Source organism: Cryocola sp. 340MFSha3.1, assembly GCF_000383315.1.
GTDB lineage: Bacteria > Actinomycetota > Actinomycetes > Actinomycetales > Microbacteriaceae > Leifsonia.
Genome location: NZ_KB911087.1, coordinates 2,171,340 through 2,188,165 on the forward strand (window position 1 = coordinate 2,171,340; position 16,826 = coordinate 2,188,165).

The window sequence follows — 16,826 nt, forward strand, 5'->3', positions numbered from 1 at the left end:
ACCTTCGTCTGGAGGCGTCGACCTGTAGAACACATCCTAGGCGGATGCTATTCCGTGTCACCTGGGCGTGCGTGAACGCCTTCCGGCGCGGCCCAGGAGGGGCGCGAGACCGGCCTCCAGGTCGGGCGATCGCAGCATCCCCAGGAAGCCGACGTAGACGACGAGCATGACCACGCCGACGATCGCCGTGGCGACGACGGCCGCGATCGGGCCGCTCACCGGAAACGCCCCCTTCTCGACGCCGCCGAGGATGATGAGGAAGCCCGCGCCGGCGGCCATGGCGGCGAGGGCGGCGACGAGGAAGCGCCAGAGCGAGCTCAGGATGCGCGCCCCATCCACTCCCCCGGTCCGGCGGCGCAGCAGGGCGAAGGCCAGGATCGCCTGCACGAAGCTGGCGATCGAGACGACGAGGGCGACGGCGGCAGCCCGGTTCGGGGCGGGCACCAGGAAGCAGAGCAGCACGCCGGCGAGGATGACGGCGACCTGGGCCAGGGTGAAGAAGAACGGCGTGCGCGTGTCCCCCAGCGAGTAGAAGGCCCGCTGCGCCATGAAGACGAGGGAGAAGGGCACGAGGCCGACCAGGTACGCGATGAGGACGAGCCCCATCGCCTGGTAGTCGCCGGTGAACACGCGAGCGATCGGGTAGGCCGTGACGATGAGGGCCGCCGACGAGAAGACGATGAGGAACATAATCGACCGCGCCGCCGACGAGAAGTCCTGACGGAAGTCGGCTGTGGCGCCCCGATGCGCGTGCTCGGCCATGCGCGTATAGAAGGCGGTCACGATGGAGACGGCGATGATGCCGTGCGGGAGCATGAAGATCAGCCACGCGTTCTGCATGACGAAGGGACCGGCGTTGGCCTCCCCCGCCGAGTTGGAGACGTTCGTCTCGACCAGCCCGGCGATCTGGGTGGCGATGAGCATGGCGAACGTCCAGCCCGCGGCCTTGCCCGCCGTCCCGAGGTTCACCCCGCGCCAGCCGAAGTCGAACCGGAAGCGCAGCCCGACCCGCCGCCAGAAGACGAACAGGATGAGCGCCTGCACCGCCACGCCCAGGGTGGCACCGCCGGCCAGCAGGGCGATCATCCAGAACGACCAGCCGCTGTCGTGCTTGCCGGAGGCGGCGGTGCCGAAGGCAAGGATGAAAGCCGCGAGCAGCACGATGGCGATCACGTTGTTGACGACCGGCGCCCAGGTGAACGGCCCGAAGGACTTGCGAGCGTTCAGCACCTCGCCGAGCAGCGTGTAGAGGCCGAGGAAGAAGATCTGCGGCAGCGACCAGTAGGCGAACGCGGTGGCGAGGTCCCTCTGGGCGGCGGGGATGCCGAAGAGGGAGACCAGGACCGGTGCGAGGAATGTGGCGACCACCGCGACCGCGGCGAAGACGACCATCCCGAGCGTGACGAGCTTGTTGATGTACGCGCGGCCGCCGTCTGCGTTGACGGAGGCGCGGACGATCTGCGGGACGAGGACGGCGTTGAGGATTCCCTGCGCGATGATCGCGTAGACGCTGTTGGGGACGATCGTCGCGGTGCCGTAGGCGTTCGCGGCGAAGCTGATCGCGCCGATCGCCTGCACCAGGAGCCACGCCTTCGCGAACCCGAGAAGACGCGACACGAGGGTGCCGGAGGCGAGGAGCGCGCTGGCGCGGCCGACGCTAGCCACCGGGCCGCTCCTCCGGAGGGGATGCTGCCGCAGAGTCGGAACCCTCTGACGGGACAGCCTCGGCTTCGGCGTCTTCGGCCTCAGCCGCCTCGGCGGCATCCTCAGCCCGCTTCGACCGCCGCCGCAGGATGTTCCGCACGATCCCGAAGCCGAACAGCAGCACCAGCAGGATGCCGAAGATCAGCGCGCCGATGCCCTCCCAGTCGGCGTGCACATCCACCGTCACCGAAGTCGGATCGCCGATGGGCACGCCGGTCGGGCTGTACAGATGCAGCGACAGCACGACCTGGCCGTTGCCCACCTTGGCCTTGACCGGGATGAGGACGGTCGCGCGCGAGTCCTTGACGATGCGCTTGGTGGTCGACTGGTCGACCTCGAGCCGGCCGTTGGAGGGAGCGGCGGTCAGCACGATCGTCACGGCTTCGTCGGTGAGGCCGTTGCTCACCGTGAAGGGGATGGACCCCTGGGCGCTCACGAGGTTGACGTTCTCCGTCGGCAGGATGCGGATGGAGTGCAGCGTCTTGTCCGTCGTTGCCCGCTCCTTCGCGACGGCGGTATTCCAGTCGGTCCGCGGGTTCAGCCACGAGACCGCGAGCAGTGCGAGCAGATCCGAACGGGTACGGCCGGTCAGCGTCGTCGGGTCGTCGAGCACCGTGGCGAACTGACCCAGCGCGACCTCGTCCTGGATGAGCGCGCGGATGCCGGTGATGCGATCGGCGCTCTCCGGGGTGTCGACGAGATCGAAACCGGCGGTCTGGGGTGCGCCGGCGATCGCCGGGAAGGAGGCGGGAGCCGACCACGGCGAAGAGAACAGCGCGTTGAGCGTTCGCTCGAACTGCGTTCCGCTCGACGGCCAGGAGCGGTCGAGCGCCACGAGGAGCCGGCGCGCGTCGCCGGACTCCTGCGCGATGAGCTCAAGCTGAGCGTTCACCTTCGACATGGCCGAGTTCCACGCGACGTCGCTGGGCGCGGAGATCGCCTGCCGCAGCGCGTCGCTCAGTGGCTGGTCGGAGGCCAGGATGCGGCTGTCTCCCGAGCTCAGGGTCGCGTTCGGGGTCGTGCTCAGGTCGTTCGCGTTGGTGTTGCTGCCGGAGACGATGGTGGTCTTCAGGCCGGCGGCCGCGAGCGGTGCGAGGTCGGCTCGACGGACCGTCTTGTCACCCGGCCAGCCGATGCCGGTGAGGGTGTAGTCCCAGGCGAGCAGCTCATCCATCGTCGGCAGCACAGGCCCGGGGCTGGTGGTCGGTGTGGGGCTGGGCGTCGACGTCGAGGTCTTCGGTGCGGGGGTCGGTGTTGCCGTGGCCGGCTCCCCCACGGGTGTGGGCGCCGGCGTGAAGTTCTTCGGGTCGATCGCGTACGAGAGCGAGGTCGGTTGCAGCGGCGTCGGGAGGCCCGCCTGGAGCTGGCCGGCGAGGTCAGCATCCCCGTAACCCAGTGAGAAGGTTTCGTTGGGCAGGTCGGCCAGCCGCTCCAGCCAGTCGAGCGCGCTCGCCGGGGCCGCGTTGCCGAGGGCTCGGATCGAGGCGATGATCATCGGATCGATGCCGACCGTGACGGTGGTGTGTCCGGCGAGGCCGTCGAGTTCGCGGGTGAGGATGCCGTTGGGCGCCGTGTAGGTCGCGAGGTCGTCTGCCGCGATGATCCCGTTCGTGCCGGACGGCGTGACGATCGGCAGAGCGACGTTGACGCTGGCCTGCTTCGCGGTGCCGCCCGGGTACCAGACGGCGGAGCCCCGCGCGGTGGCGTCCGAGGATCCGGCAAGCACCGAGGCGCCGATCCCGAACACCGCCGACGACGTGCGGCCGGCGAACGGGAGCGAGGCCGCGGGCGCGGTCACGCGCACCACCGTGCTCGAGCCCGGCTCGAGCGTGTTCAGCTGCGCCTTGCCGAGGTCGACGGCGCCCGACACGGAGTCGGTGGATGCGAGCCACGAGGCCAACGCCTTCCGGTCGTTCTGCGCCGCCGGATCGACCCAGAGCGAGACGGTGCCCGACTGGAAAGCGGTGTCGGTCGGGTTCGAGACCGTGACCGAGACCCCGAGGTCTTTGCCGGGCGTCACAACCCCCGCGTCATCAGCGGTGATGGATGCGGTCAGCTCTGTTCCGGCCGCGGCCTTCGGAGCCGGCGTGACCGCTTCCGCTGCACCTGAGGGATGCGCGACGCCTGCGAGAACGGCGAGCGCCCCGACGGCGACGGCTGCCGCCGTCACACGCAGACGGGCGCGGAGCGACGCACCCCTCCGGAGGGTGGAGGAGGTTGCCGTCATGCGTCGACGCGCGATCCCGACTCGGCCTCCATGTGGTCGATTGTAGAGGCCGCCTGCTGAGAGGCCGGCGAGGAGGGCCGTTAAACTGGGGCACCATGCAGAGCGTCGCCGAATCCCTCGAACGCCTCGGCGACCTCGCACGCACGCCGTCGGTCGCCCGTCTCGCCGACGCCTTCCAGGCCGCGGGGCACGAGCTCGCGCTCGTCGGCGGCCCCGTGCGCGACGCCCTGATCGGCCGGCCGGTGCACGATCTCGACTTCACCACGGACGCCCGCCCCGACGACATCGTCCGGGTCGTCGGGCCCATCGCCGATGCGATCTGGGATGTCGGCCGCAAGTACGGCACGATCGGCGCGCGCCTCGGCGATGACACCGTCGAGATCACCACCTACCGGAGCGACAGCTACGACGGCACCACCCGCAAGCCGGAGGTCGAGTTCGGCGACACCCTCGAGGGTGACCTGCTGCGCCGCGACTTCACGGTCAACGCGCTCGCCCTCCGGCTGCCGGAAGTGCGCCTGGTGGACCCCTCGGGCGGTGTCGAGGACCTCATCGCCGGGGTGATCACCACACCGAGCAGCCCCCAGATCTCCTTCGGCGACGACCCGCTGCGGATGATGCGGGCCGCGCGCTTCACTGCACAGCTGGGCTTCACGGTCGACGAGGCCACGCGGGAGGCCATGTCGTCCATGGCCGAGCGGATCGAGATCGTCAGCGCCGAGCGCGTCCGCGACGAGCTGAGCAAGCTGCTGATGGCGGACGAGCCGCGGCGGGGGTTCGAACTGCTCGTGGAGACCGGCCTGGCCGATGAGGTGATCCCCGAGATCCCCGCGCTCCGGCTGGAGGCCGACGAGCACCACCACCACAAGGACGTCTACCAGCACAGCCTCACCGTGCTTGACCAGGCGATCGGATACGAGAAGGAGCGGCATCCCGGCGAGGCACCCGATCTGGTGCTGCGTCTGGCCGCGATCCTCCACGACATCGGCAAGCCGGCGACCCGCCGCTTCGAGCCCGGCGGGGCGGTCAGCTTCTATCACCACGACGTCGTCGGCGCGAAGCTCGCAAAGAAGCGGCTCACCGCCCTGCGGTTCGACAAGTCGACCATCGACTCCGTCGCCCGGCTGATCGAGTTGCACCTGCGGTTCTTCGGCTACGCCGACGCGCACTGGACCGACTCGGCCGTGCGCCGCTACGTCCGCGACGCCGGCCCGGAGCTCGAACGCCTGCACATGCTCACGCGGGCCGACGTCACGACCCGTAACCGGCGGAAGGCCGACCGTCTGGGCTTCGCCTACGATGACCTCGAAACGCGCATCCGCGAACTCCGCGAGCAGGAGGAGATGGATGCGGTGCGCCCGGATCTGAACGGAGAGCAGGTGATGAGCATCCTCGGCATCCGCCCCGGCAGGGAGGTGGGTCAGGCGATGAGGTTCCTCCTCGAACTCCGCCTCGACGAGGGGCCCCTCGGCGAGGAGGAGGCCACGCGGCGTCTCCTCACCTGGTGGGAGAACCGCTGACCCAGCGTTCCCGCTCCCGCGCGCTGCGCCGACGGGATGCCGTCACCGGCTATGCACTGCTCGCGCCGAGCCTGTTCGGCGTCGCGTGCTTCCTCGTGCTGCCGGTGCTCGTGGTGGTGTGGCTCAGCTTCCAGAGCTGGGATCTCATCCACCCGCTGCGGTTCGCCGGGCTGGCCAACTACGCCTCGGTTCTGACCGATCCCGTCTTCGGCAATGCCTTATTGGTGACGGCGGTGTTCGTGGTGATCGTCATCCCGGTCCAGACCGCGCTCGGGCTGTTCGGCGCATCGCTGCTGACGCGTGGACTCCCCGGCTCGGCCGTGCTGCGCACGATCTACGCCCTCCCCTGGATCTGCGCGCCCCTGGCGCTGGGGGTCGTGTGGAAGTGGATCTTCGCCCCGACGGGCGGTGCGCTCAACGCGCTGCTTGGTGTGCGCGTCGAGTGGCTGACGGACCCCGTGCTCGCGCTGCCCGCCGCGGCCGCTGTGGTCATCTGGACGAACGTCGGCTACGTCACTCTCTTCTTCCTCGCCGGGCTGTTGAACATCCCGAACCACATCGTGGAGGCCGCACGCATCGACGGCGCCGGTCCGGTCGCCCTGTTCTGGCGGATCAAGCTGCCCCTGCTCCGGCCGACGATGTTCTTCGTGCTGGTCACGAGCGTGATCGCCACCTTCCAGCTCTTCGACCAGATCTATGCGCTCACCGGCGGCGGGCCGGAGCACCGGACGGATGTGGTCGCGAACCGCATCTACACGGAGGCCTTCCAGTCGTTCGACCTCGGGCGGGCATCCGTCATGGCCGTGGTGCTGCTCGTGCTGCTGGTGGCGATCACCGTCGGGCAGCAGCTGTACTTCCGCAGGAGGACGACCTATGACCTCGGGTAGGCGGGTCCTCCGGACGGTCGGCGTCTACCTCCTGCTGCTGGTCGGCGCGGCGGTGACGCTCGCGCCCTTCCTGCTCAGCGCGATGACGGCCTTCAAGACGCCGGCCCAGTTCGCCCGCACGCCCGCGTTGACGCCGCCCGATCCATGGACGCTCGACAACCTCGTCTCGCTGTTCACCGGCCCGGCCGGTTTCGGCCGGGCGCTCCTCGTCACGGCGCTCGTCAGCCTGTTCATCCTGGTGTTCCAGCTGGTCTTCTCGATCATGGCCGCCTACGCGTTCGCCCGCGTCGACTTCCCCGGACGGGATGCGCTGTTCTGGGTATACCTCGCGACGCTCATGGTGCCGGCGATCGTGCTCGTCATCCCGCTGTACCTGATGATGGCCCAGCTGGGACTGCGCGATACGTTCTGGGGCCTCGTGCTCCCCTTCTCCTTCGGGAGCCCGTACGCGATCTTCCTTCTGCGCGAGTACTTCCGCGGGATCCCGCAGGAGCTCATCGACGCCGCCCGGCTCGACGGCGCATCCACCCTGGACATCCTCGTGGAGATCGTGGTCCCGCTCTCCCGGCCGATCATCGCGACGCTCGTGCTGATCACGGTGGTGAGCCAGTGGAACAACTTCCTGTGGCCGCTCGTCATCACAAGCGGTAACACGTGGCGGGTGGCCACCGTCGCCACTGCTAGCCTCCAATCCCAGTACAACGGCAACTGGACAGTTGTCATGGCAGCGACGACGCTGGCGATCGTGCCGCTCGTCGTGCTCTTCCTGATCTTCCAGAAGCGCTTCGTGCGGTCCATCACGATCACCGGCTTACGGTAGAGGAGGATCTGACATGGCCAAGCGCTCGACCGTCATCGCGGCATCGGTGGCGGGTCTCGTCGTGCTGGTCGCCGCGGTCGGCATCACGACAGCTGTCGCGGGATCTGCGCAGCCGGCGAAGCAGACGGTCACGGTGCGGCTGTGGGACGAGCAGGTGCAGAAGGCCTATCGAACCTCGTTCGCCGAGTTCGAGAAGAAGAACTCCGACATCGACGTGAAGACGGTGCTCGTGCCGTGGGCGGACTACTTCACGAAGCTGCGCACCGATGTCGCCGCCGGCGACGCCGACGACGTCTTCTGGGTGAACGCCGGCAACTTCGAGGACTACGCGACGGGCGGCGACCTGGTCGACGTCGGCAAGACCCTGGGATCCGCAGCCTCGAAGCGCTGGCAGCCCAACGTCGTGAAGCAGTACACGCTCGACGGATCGCTGTGGGGTGTTCCCCAGCTCGCGGACCCGGGCATCGGAGTCTTCTACAACGCCGACCTGCTGAAGAAGGCGGGCGTCGACCCGGCGTCGCTGGGCAGCCTCCACTGGTCACCCGATCGCGCGTCGGACACCCTCCTCCCCGTGCTGCAGAAGCTGACGCTGGATGCGGCGGGCCACACGGCGGCCGACCCCGGCTTCGACCCGCAGCACATCGTGCAGTACGGCTACAACGCGGCCAACGACTTGAACGCGATCTACATCAACTACCTCGGGTCGAACGGCGCCGCGCTGCAGAAGGGGGGCCGCTTCGTCTTCGATACCCCGCAGGGCAGGCAGGCGTTCCAGTACGTCGTCGACCTGATCGACAAGTACCACGTCGCACCATCGGCGGCGGACACGAACACCAACGGCGACTTCAGCCGCGACCAGTTCACGCAGGGCCGCCTCGCGCTGTTCCAGACCGGCTCGTACAACCTGGCGAACGTCGAACAGGGCGCGTCGTTCCGCTGGGGCGTGGCTCCGCTTCCGGCCGGCCCTGCCGGCGCGATCAGCGTGACCGACGGCGTGATCGCCGCCGGCAATGCGCATTCGAAGCACCCGGACGCGGTCGACAAAGTGCTGCGGTGGCTCGGAAGTGCCGAGGGCTCGGCGGCGATCGGCGAGGACGGCTCCGCCTCCCCCGCCGTGGTCGCGGCCCAGCAGGGGTTCCTCGACTATTGGAAGAGGAAGGACGTCGACGTCTCCCCGCTCTACGAGGTGCTGAAGAACGGCAGCGTGCAAGCACCGCAGGGCGCCGGGTGGGCGAAGGCGCAGGATGCGTTCGGGCCCGTGTTCGAGGAGATGTTCCTCGGGCGCATCCCGGTGGCGGACGCCCTGAAGAAGGCGCAGACGGCGGCGAACGCGGCGATCGGCGCCGACTGAGGGATTCCGTCCACAGATCTCCCCATCGCTCGGTTGTCCACAGATGCGGGTTTCCGGGCTCGCGGACGAGCAGGCCCGGCGAGGGTGGAGGCATGACCGAGATCACCGCCGGCTGGCGCCCCGCACCCGCATCCGTTACGCTAGGGAAGTTGCCCGGGCAGAGTCCTGCCTTGGGCACGTCTATGACACCCTCCTGCTGCAGAACGTCTGCAGCCGCTGAGACCAGAGGAGGTGGGTTAGTCATGCATCAGTACGAGTTGATGGTCATCCTCGATCCCGAGATCGATGAGCGCACCGTGGCTCCGAGCCTTGACAAGTTCCTCAACGTCGTCCGGAACGACGGTGGAACGATCGACAACGTCGACATCTGGGGACGTCGTCGCCTGGCTTACGAGATCAACAAGAAGTCCGAGGGCATCTACGCCGTCGTCCAGCTCACCGCTGAGGGCGACACGACCAAGGAGCTCGACCGCCAGCTGAAGCTCAGCGAGGCCGTCATGCGCACCAAGGTCCTCCGCGCCGAGGAGGCGATCGCTCAGGTCGCCGCCGCTCAGAAGCGCGCCGACGAGAAGGCCGCCCGTAAGGCTGCCACCTCCGAGAAGGCCGGCGCCTAGTCCCATGGCCGGCGAGACCGTCATCACCGTGGTGGGGAACCTCACCGCCGATCCCGAGCTGCGCTACACGCAGAACGGGCTGGCTGTCGCCAACTTCACCATCGCGTCCACCCCCCGCACGTTCGACCGTCAGGCGAACGAGTGGAAGGACGGTGAGGCTCTGTTCCTCCGCGCCAGCGTCTGGCGCGAGTTCGCAGAGCACGTCGCCGGTTCGCTGACCAAGGGGTCGCGCGTCATCGCGCAGGGCCGCCTCAAGCAGCGCTCCTACGAGACGAAGGAAGGCGAGAAGCGCACCAGCATCGAGCTCGAGATCGATGAGATCGGCCCGTCGCTGCGCTACGCCACCGCTCAGATCACCCGCACGCAGTCGTCCGGAGGCGGACGAGGCCCGGGTGGCTTCGGCGGAGGTTCGCCTGCTGTCGAGGAGCCGTGGGCCGCATCGGCTCCGGCGGATCCCTCCGCCGGTGCGGATGTCTGGAACACTCCGGGCTCCTACAACGACGAGACCCCCTTCTAACGAGACTCGCTCCTCCGTAGAGGGGCACACATCATCAGCCCGCCGGCCGGAGGCCGGGTCGGGCGGAAAGCAAAGGAAACCATGGCTGGAAAGTCGAGCGGCGACCGCCGCAAGCCGATCCGCAAGGGCAAGGACGGCAAGAACGCCGCTCCCGCGAAGTCCGTTCGCGTGGGCGTCATCGATTACAAGGACGTCGCCACCCTGCGTAAGTTCATCTCGGAGCGTGGAAAGATCCGCGCCCGTCGCATCACCGGTGTCTCCGTCCAGGAGCAGCGACTCATCGCCCGCGCGGTCAAGAACGCGCGCGAGATGGCGCTCCTCCCCTACGCCGGCTCTGGCCGCTAAGGAGCAACGACATGTCGAAGGTTATTCTCACGCACGAGGTCACCGGCCTCGGCTCGGCCGGTGACGTCGTCGACGTCAAGAACGGCTACGCCCGTAACTACCTCGTCCCGCAGGGCTTCGCAATCGCGTGGTCGCGTGGTGGCGAGAAGCAGGTCGAGCAGATCAAGGCGGCCCGCGCCGCTCGCGAGCTGCACACCGTCGAGCAGGCTCAGGACCTCAAGGCCAAGCTCGAGGCGACCAAGGTCAAGCTGACCGTCAAGGCGGGCCGCGAGGGCCGTCTGTTCGGTTCGGTCAAGACCGGTGATGTCGCGGACGCCGTCAAGGCGGCCGGCATCGGCGAGCTGGACAAGCGCAAGATCGAGCTTCCGAACCCCATCAAGGTCGTCGGCGACCACGAGGCGACCGTGCGTCTGCACGACGACCTCTCGGCCGTCATCAGCCTCCAGGTGGTCGCTGCCAAGTAGGCGCGACGAAGCAGAAGTGTAGCGGCGGGCGAAGGCCCGCCGCTACCTTTCGTTAAGGCTGTTTTCCCCCGTTCTGTGCACAGGGCGTGATCGTTCCGAAGCAAGCTTGAACACAGGGTTCAAGGAAGTTTTTACACACAGCCTGGGGAAAGTAAAACTGCTGTTCAGCAGATATATTCGCTCCAAAAGTTCTTTTTTCTCCACAGGGTTCCACACACCTTCTACACACGCTCTACGGCGTTTCGCCCACATTCTCCCCAGTTTTATCCACAGGCTGAGTTGTCACCGCGGACAGGGGTTCGTAGGGTTGATCGACGTCGACGGACGGCAGCCGCGAGGAGCGGCGATGTCGGAGGTCGTCCCGACAATCGACCCGAGGGAACTCGTCCGCGCGAAAGCGTCGAACGACCCCACGACGGCTTCGTCGTGCCCCGAGGCAACGGACCAGTAGAGGAGTGAACGTGTCGATCGCCCATATCGGTCTCGCCGACGGTCGTGACCCGGGCGACGCCCGCTCGCCGGAGCGCACTCCGCCGCACGACCTCCTCGCCGAGCAGAGTGCCCTCGGTGGAATGCTGCTCAGCAAGGATGCCGTCGCCGACGTCGTCGAGGTGATCCGTGGCACCGACTTCTACATCCCCAAGCACGAGATCATCTACGACGCGATCCTGTCGCTGTACTCGCACGGCGAGCCGACCGACGTCATCACCGTCACCGACGAGCTGACCAAGATCGGCGAACTCTCCCGTGCCGGCGGCGCCGAGTACCTCCACACGCTGACGAGCCTTGTCCCGACCGCGGCGAACGCGGGCTACTACGCCAACATCGTCGGCGAGAAGGCGCTGCTCCGGCGGCTCGTCGAGGCCGGCACGCGCATCACGCAGATGGGCTACAAGGCCGAGGGCGAGGTTCTCGACCTGGTCAACAACGCGCAGGCCGAGATCTACTCGGTGACGGGAACGCAGGAGACCGAGGACTACGTCCCGCTCACCGAGGCCGTCACCGTCGCGATCGACGAGATCGAGGCGGCGAAGCACAAGGACGGCTCGATGACCGGTGTCCCCACCGGCTTCGCCGAGCTGGACGAGCTGACCAACGGGCTCCATCCCGGCCAGATGGTCATCGTGGCCGCCCGACCCGCACTCGGTAAGTCGACGCTCGCGCTCGACTTCGCACGCGCCGCGGCGATCAAGCACGACATGCCCACCATCTTCTTCTCCCTCGAGATGGGGCGCAGCGAGATCGCGATGCGCCTCCTGTCCGCGGAGGCGACCGTCCCGCTGCAGAACATGCGCAAGGGAACCGTCGACAACCGCGACTGGACGACCATCGCATCCACCCGCGGCCGCATCAACGACGCACCGCTGTACATCGACGACAGCCCCAACATGACCCTCGTCGAGATCCGCGCCAAGTGCCGCCGCCTCAAGCAGCGCGTCGGTCTCAAGATGGTCATCATCGACTACCTGCAGCTCATGACCAGCGGCAAGCGCGTCGAGAGCCGCCAGCAGGAGGTCAGTGAGTTCTCGCGTGCGCTCAAGCTCCTCGCCAAAGAGCTGCAGGTTCCGGTCATCGCCCTGTCACAGCTGAACCGTGGTCCCGAGCAGCGAGCGGACAAGCTCCCCGCGCTGAGCGACCTCCGCGAGTCCGGCTCGATCGAGCAGGACGCCGACGTCGTCATCCTGCTTCACCGCGAGTCCGCTTACGAGAAGGACAACCCCCGAGCGGGCGAGGCCGACCTCATCGTCGCTAAGCACCGCAACGGCCCCACCCGTACCGTCACCGTGGCCTTCCAGGGCATGTACTCGCGCTTCACGGACATGGCCCCGATCTGACCCGACGTTGTCGACCGTTGTCGCAGTTCGTCGCTCCCCTATGAAGTTCGTCCGTCTCGGGGCAGAGACAATCCAGGTGGTGGCCCGTGCATTTATTTCGCAGTTGAGAAACCGCACCGATCCGTCGGTGATGACGGGGTGCCCGTCGTCAACGCACGAGGTCGACGGTCAGGGCCGACACCGCTTCAAGCTGCTCGGGCGCAAGGTCGACGTCGGCTGCCGAAGCGTTTGCCTGGATCTCTTCAACCGTCTCGGCTCCGACAATGACCGACGCGACCGCGGGTCTGGAGAGGAGCCAGGCTAGCGATACCTGCGCCATGGTCAAACCCCACTCGGTGGCGAGACGGTCAACTTCGCGGGCGACCCTGATCTCCGCCTCCGAGAAGCCGGGGCCACCGAAGCGCATGTCGCCTGAGATCTCGCGATCGAGCACCGAGAGATTCGCCAGCAGGCCCCCGTGAACGGGAGCGAACGGGACAATCGACGTGCCGAAGTGGACGCTGGCAGCGGAAAGCTCTGTCTCGGCGCTGCGATCGAGCAGGCTGTACTTCACCTGCGAGGCCACCGGTGCAGAGACGAGCCGGCGATCGTCGACGATCCACAGCGCCTCCACCAGCTGCCATGCCGGATGGTTGGACAGGGCGATGTAGCGCAGCTTGCCTTGATGGATCAGGTCGTCGTAAACCGCGAGTGTCTGTTCGAGCGGGGTGTTCGGGTCCGGGAAGTGTGCATAGTAGAGATCGATGTACTCGGTGCGAAGGCGTTTCAGGCTGCGCTCGACCTGTTGAATGATGTACCGCCTGGAGAGGCCGGCATCTCGGTCGAAGCGCCGTTCCCCGGACTTCGTGGCAAGCACCACGCCCTCGCGGCGGCCCTGCAGCGCGGCGCCCAGAATCTCCTCGGCGGATACTCGCTCCGCAGCTGCGGGCACCCCCGGGCGATCGAAGGTAGGGGAGGAGCCGTAGACGTTCGCCGTGTCGAAGAAGTTGATGCCGAGATCGAGCGCCGCACCGACGACTCCGGCGGCGTTCTCCGCGGATGGCGCCACGCCGAAGGTGGCCGATCCGAGACAGATCTGTGAGACACGCACACCAGTGGGCCCAAGACTCGAGTACTTCACGGTACGCGTCCTTCCAGAGGGTGGTGCTGGGCCCCGACCCTCGCTAGGCCGAGCGGTCATGCCTGAACACTAGCTCGCCGACGCATCGATCCGTACGGACAATCAGACTGGCGAGCGTGTTGGACGATCTACCGATGGAGTCGTGGTCTGACCGACGAGATGACAAGCTGATCCCGTCCTCAACACGTGTAGGTTCCGGGCTATGAGGCATCGGGAGTTGGCATGACCGTCCGGGTGGAGCCGGCGACCGCGGAGAGGTGGGCGGACATCGCACAGGTGTTCGGCCCGCAGGGGCGCAGAGCCGACTCGTGTTGGTGCCAGCGCTTCCGTGACGCCGACGGTCCCGACAATCGGACGGCCCTCCACGAGGAGATCGCTCACTCCGACGTCCCCGTTGGGCTCATGGCCTACGACGGCGAGGAGGCGGTGGGATGGACGCGCGTCGCGCCGCGATCGACGCTTCCCGGAGTCACACGCAACCGTGCGCTCGCCCGCATCCTCGACGACGACCCCGCCGCCTGGTGGGTGGCGTGCTTCGTCGTCCGGCGGGATCATCGCGGACACGGAATCGGCGTCCAGCTGCTCGGAGAGGCGATCGACTGGGCCGGGCGGCACGGAGCGAGCGTTCTCGACGGTCATCCGGTGGACACCGGCCTGCTCTCGGGGGCGACCGCTCCCTCGGCGGTGTTCACCGGCACCATGCGGATGTTCGAACGGGCCGGCTTCACCGAGTTGGGCCGCACGTTCCCGAGTCGCCCGGTCATGAGGCGCGCGATCTCCGACTGACGGCCTCCTGGGGCGGCAGCACGACGAGCTTGCCGTGGGGCGCGCCCGAAACGCTCGCCTCCATGGCCTCGCGCCAGTCGCTGAATGGGAAGGTGCCGGCGATGGGGAGCCGGAACTCGCCTCTGGCTGCGAGTTCGGCGTACTCCGCGACGACGCCGGCGTCCGGAAACGCGCCGGAGGCGAGGAGCAGGTCGAGGTTGACCCGGGCGCCGAGCTGTCGCGCCTCGTCGTGGTTGCTGATGGTCACGACACGGGACGGCACGCCGCCTGCGAGCGCGATGAGTTCGGCCAGTGTTCCCGGGCTGGGACGCGGGGTGTCGAGCACCAGGTCCACGTCGCCACCGGCTAGGGCGCGCACCCGATCGGGCATTCCCTCTCCATAAGGAGTGACAAGGGCGCCGAACTCCTCCAACTGATCCGCGAGGCTCGGTCCAGCTGTCGCGATGACGCGAACACCGCGCCGCAGGGCCACCTGCACCGCCGCGAAGCCGACCATGCCGCCGGCGCCGTGGACGAGAAGCGTGGAGCCGCGCTCCACCCCCATGGCGTCGAGCGTCCACACCGCGGTCTTGACGACCATCGGGAGGGTGGCGGCGTGCGCTTCGTCGAGACCGTCGGGCAGCGGGAACCACTCGCGGAGGATCGCCACATCGGCAAGGCCGCCGCTGGCCTGTCCTGTGACGTCCGCCGTGCCGAAAACCCGATCGCCGACGGCGACGCCATCCACCCCAGTTCCGACGGCGTCGACGGTTCCGGCGACGTCGAAGCCGATCCCGCGCGGCAGTTCACCGGCCTGGAAGCCGCGGCACACCTCCCAGTCGGCGGGATTGAGGCCGACCGCGGCGACTCGGACACGGACCTGGCCGGCGACGGGTTCGGGGATCTCGATCCGCTCCTCACGGAGCACATCGGACGGTTCGCCGTATTCGTGGAAACGGACGGTGCGGGACGGGATGGCGGTCATGCGCTCCTCCTCGGTATCGTTGTGACAGTCGCTGACGCTACCACGTTAAGTCAGTGACTGTCACTACGAAGGAGATCGCATGCCGAGAAGCGGCGCGGATGCACGCCGTCGCCTGCGGGAGGCTGCGCTCGAGCTCTACGGCGAGCAGGGCTACGACTCGACCACCACCGCGCAGATCGCCGCCCGCGCCGGCGTAACCGAGCGCACGTTCTTCCGGCACTTCGCCGACAAGCGGGAGGTACTCTTCGGCGGTGACTCCGAGTTGCGCGACACGATGGTCGGCGCCATCGCGGGCGCGGCGCCCGAGACGTCGCCCCTCGATCTCGTGGTCGGCGCCTACCTCGCCGCCGTGCCCCTGTTCGTCGCCGGGCGCCCGATCGCGATCCGGCGCGCAGAACTCATCGACGCCACTCCGGCCCTTCAAGAGCGAGCGCACGCTAAAACCGCTGCCCTCGCCGACGCCGTCGTTGACGCCCTGATGTCGCGGGGCATCACCGAGCCGACTGCCCGACTCGCTGCCCAGGTCGGTGCCGCAGCATTCCAGCGCGCGGGCGCACAGTGGTACGCAGACCCGTCGCTCGACCTCCCGACGCTGGTCCGGGACGCCGTCGACGAGGTCCGGCGGCTCTGACACCGAACCATGAGGTTGTAGCTGGACGCGGACGGCCTGGCGCCACCTCTGCCACCTGACGCGTCCGAGCTCCTAACCTGGGGACGTGAGCCGCGAAGTCGAGGAGCGCAACCGGCGCCTGCTGCGGGCCCGCGACGCCATGGACAGGTCGTACGCCGAGCCGCTCGATGTGCGCGCCGTCGCGGCCGTCGCCCACATCTCGCCTGCGCATTTCAGCCGCTCCTTCCGTGCCGTGTTCGGCGAGTCGCCTCACCAGTACCTGCAACGACGGAGGGTCGAGCGGGCGATGTTCCTGCTGCGTGAGACCGGACGTCCCGTGAGCGAGATCTGCCTCGACGTCGGATTCAGCAGTCCGGGGACGTTCAGCAGAACCTTCCGGGCGATCGTCGGGGTGACCCCCGGCGCCTACCGGAAGCGGCACGGGCCCGCGGTGACGCCGCACTGTGTCCAGCTCACCGTCATGCGACCCGTCCCCGGGCCGCGTCGACTCGAGCAAGAGAGCACGTTCGGATAAGTCCTCGACCCTCGCCGCTTTCTAGGATCGGGACTGACAATGGGGACTCATAAGGCGAAGGAGCCGGGAAGACGATGATCACCGCACTGAATGTCGCGTCCATCTTCGTTCTGAACAAGGACGAGGCACTGGACTTCTACGTCGGCAAACTCGGGCTGGAAAAAGGGAACGACGTCCAGCAGGGCACCTACCGCTGGCTCACGGTCCGCGTACCCGGAGGCGAGACCGAGATCTCCCTCGAGGAGCCTGGCCCGCCGGTGCACGACGAGGCGACGGGAGATCAGATCCGCGAGCTGATCACCAAGGGCGCACTCGGCGGGGGCCTCGTGTTCATTGCGGATGACGTGAGAGCCCTGTACGACACTCTGCGCGAGCGCGGGGTCACCGACTTCACGCAGGAGCCGACCGAGCACTTCTACGGCACCGACATGGGCGTCCGCGATCCGTTCGGCAACCCGATCCGCATCCTGCAGCAGGGGAACGGCTGAGCCGTCGCTGCAAGCGCGTGACGAGGGTGCCCCTGACCG

At 67.9% G+C, this 16,826-nt stretch carries 17 protein-coding genes; 13 read left to right on the forward strand and 4 right to left on the reverse strand.

Annotated elements, in window-relative coordinates:
* Positions 1-57 precede the first annotated feature (57 nt).
* Both murJ and H284_RS0110465 read right to left on the reverse strand, forming a co-directional pair.
* Positions 58-1,665: a murein biosynthesis integral membrane protein MurJ gene (murJ, locus tag H284_RS0110460; RefSeq protein WP_018189020.1), complete on the reverse strand. Its 1,608-nt coding sequence runs from the start codon at positions 1,663-1,665 to the stop codon at positions 58-60.
* Positions 1,658-3,931 (reverse strand): DUF6049 family protein, encoded by a 2,274-nt coding sequence (locus H284_RS0110465; protein WP_231371157.1) that lies wholly within the window; start codon positions 3,929-3,931, stop codon positions 1,658-1,660. The genes murJ and H284_RS0110465 overlap by 8 nt, the downstream gene beginning before the upstream one ends.
* A 95-nt stretch (positions 3,932-4,026) precedes the next feature.
* On the opposite strand from H284_RS0110465, the gene H284_RS0110470 reads away from it, so the two are divergent.
* The 9 genes from H284_RS0110470 (at position 4,027) to dnaB (ending at position 12,284) form a co-directional block, all read left to right on the forward strand.
* Entirely contained in the window at positions 4,027-5,451 is a 1,425-nt protein-coding gene (locus tag H284_RS0110470) for a CCA tRNA nucleotidyltransferase (RefSeq protein ID WP_020076189.1), read from the forward strand.
* On the forward strand, positions 5,436-6,338 hold the full coding sequence (locus H284_RS0110475) for a carbohydrate ABC transporter permease (protein ID WP_020076190.1): 903 nt from the start codon (positions 5,436-5,438) through the stop codon (positions 6,336-6,338). Before H284_RS0110470 ends, H284_RS0110475 begins: the two co-directional genes overlap by 16 nt.
* Entirely contained in the window at positions 6,325-7,158 is an 834-nt protein-coding gene (locus H284_RS0110480) for a carbohydrate ABC transporter permease (protein ID WP_020076191.1), read from the forward strand. Before H284_RS0110475 ends, H284_RS0110480 begins: the two co-directional genes overlap by 14 nt.
* Positions 7,159-7,171: 13 nt before the next feature.
* Entirely contained in the window at positions 7,172-8,509 is a 1,338-nt protein-coding gene (locus H284_RS0110485; RefSeq protein WP_020076192.1) for an ABC transporter substrate-binding protein, read from the forward strand.
* 242 nt (positions 8,510-8,751) lie between these two features.
* Complete coding sequence (rpsF, locus tag H284_RS0110490) at positions 8,752-9,123, forward strand: 30S ribosomal protein S6 (RefSeq protein ID WP_018189014.1); 372 nt, start codon at positions 8,752-8,754, stop codon at positions 9,121-9,123.
* Positions 9,124-9,127: 4 nt separating this feature from the next.
* Positions 9,128-9,640 (forward strand): single-stranded DNA-binding protein, encoded by a 513-nt coding sequence (locus tag H284_RS0110495; RefSeq protein WP_018189013.1) that lies wholly within the window; start codon positions 9,128-9,130, stop codon positions 9,638-9,640.
* 81 nt (positions 9,641-9,721) lie between these two features.
* Positions 9,722-9,985, forward strand: coding sequence for a 30S ribosomal protein S18 (rpsR, locus tag H284_RS0110500; RefSeq protein ID WP_018189012.1), 264 nt, complete (start codon positions 9,722-9,724; stop codon positions 9,983-9,985).
* A gap of 11 nt (positions 9,986-9,996) precedes the next feature.
* Positions 9,997-10,449, forward strand: coding sequence for a 50S ribosomal protein L9 (rplI, locus tag H284_RS0110505; protein ID WP_018189011.1), 453 nt, complete (start codon positions 9,997-9,999; stop codon positions 10,447-10,449).
* A gap of 461 nt (positions 10,450-10,910) precedes the next feature.
* Positions 10,911-12,284: a replicative DNA helicase gene (dnaB, locus tag H284_RS0110510; RefSeq protein WP_018189010.1), complete on the forward strand. Its 1,374-nt coding sequence runs from the start codon at positions 10,911-10,913 to the stop codon at positions 12,282-12,284.
* A gap of 148 nt (positions 12,285-12,432) precedes the next feature.
* Here the strand turns inward: dnaB and H284_RS0110515 are convergent, their stop codons facing one another.
* On the reverse strand, positions 12,433-13,404 hold the full coding sequence (locus tag H284_RS0110515; RefSeq protein ID WP_039731246.1) for an aldo/keto reductase: 972 nt from the start codon (positions 13,402-13,404) through the stop codon (positions 12,433-12,435).
* A gap of 222 nt (positions 13,405-13,626) precedes the next feature.
* Here H284_RS0110515 and H284_RS20120 point away from each other — a divergent pair, with 222 nt between their 5' ends.
* Entirely contained in the window at positions 13,627-14,190 is a 564-nt protein-coding gene (locus tag H284_RS20120; protein WP_020076195.1) for a GNAT family N-acetyltransferase, read from the forward strand.
* Here H284_RS20120 and H284_RS0110525 read toward each other — a convergent pair.
* Positions 14,165-15,154: an NADP-dependent oxidoreductase gene (locus H284_RS0110525; RefSeq protein WP_020076196.1), complete on the reverse strand. Its 990-nt coding sequence runs from the start codon at positions 15,152-15,154 to the stop codon at positions 14,165-14,167. The genes H284_RS20120 and H284_RS0110525 overlap by 26 nt on opposite strands.
* Before the next feature lie 79 nt (positions 15,155-15,233).
* On the opposite strand from H284_RS0110525, the gene H284_RS0110530 reads away from it, so the two are divergent.
* The 3 genes from H284_RS0110530 (at position 15,234) to H284_RS0110540 (ending at position 16,787) form a co-directional block, all read left to right on the forward strand.
* A complete protein-coding gene (locus H284_RS0110530; RefSeq protein ID WP_020076197.1) occupies positions 15,234-15,785 on the forward strand; it encodes a TetR/AcrR family transcriptional regulator in 552 nt (183 codons plus the stop codon).
* Between the two features lie 85 nt (positions 15,786-15,870).
* Entirely contained in the window at positions 15,871-16,299 is a 429-nt protein-coding gene (locus H284_RS0110535; protein ID WP_020076198.1) for a helix-turn-helix domain-containing protein, read from the forward strand.
* Positions 16,300-16,373: 74 nt separating this feature from the next.
* Positions 16,374-16,787, forward strand: coding sequence for a VOC family protein (locus H284_RS0110540; RefSeq protein ID WP_018189005.1), 414 nt, complete (start codon positions 16,374-16,376; stop codon positions 16,785-16,787).
* The last annotated feature ends 39 nt before the right edge of the window (positions 16,788-16,826 follow it).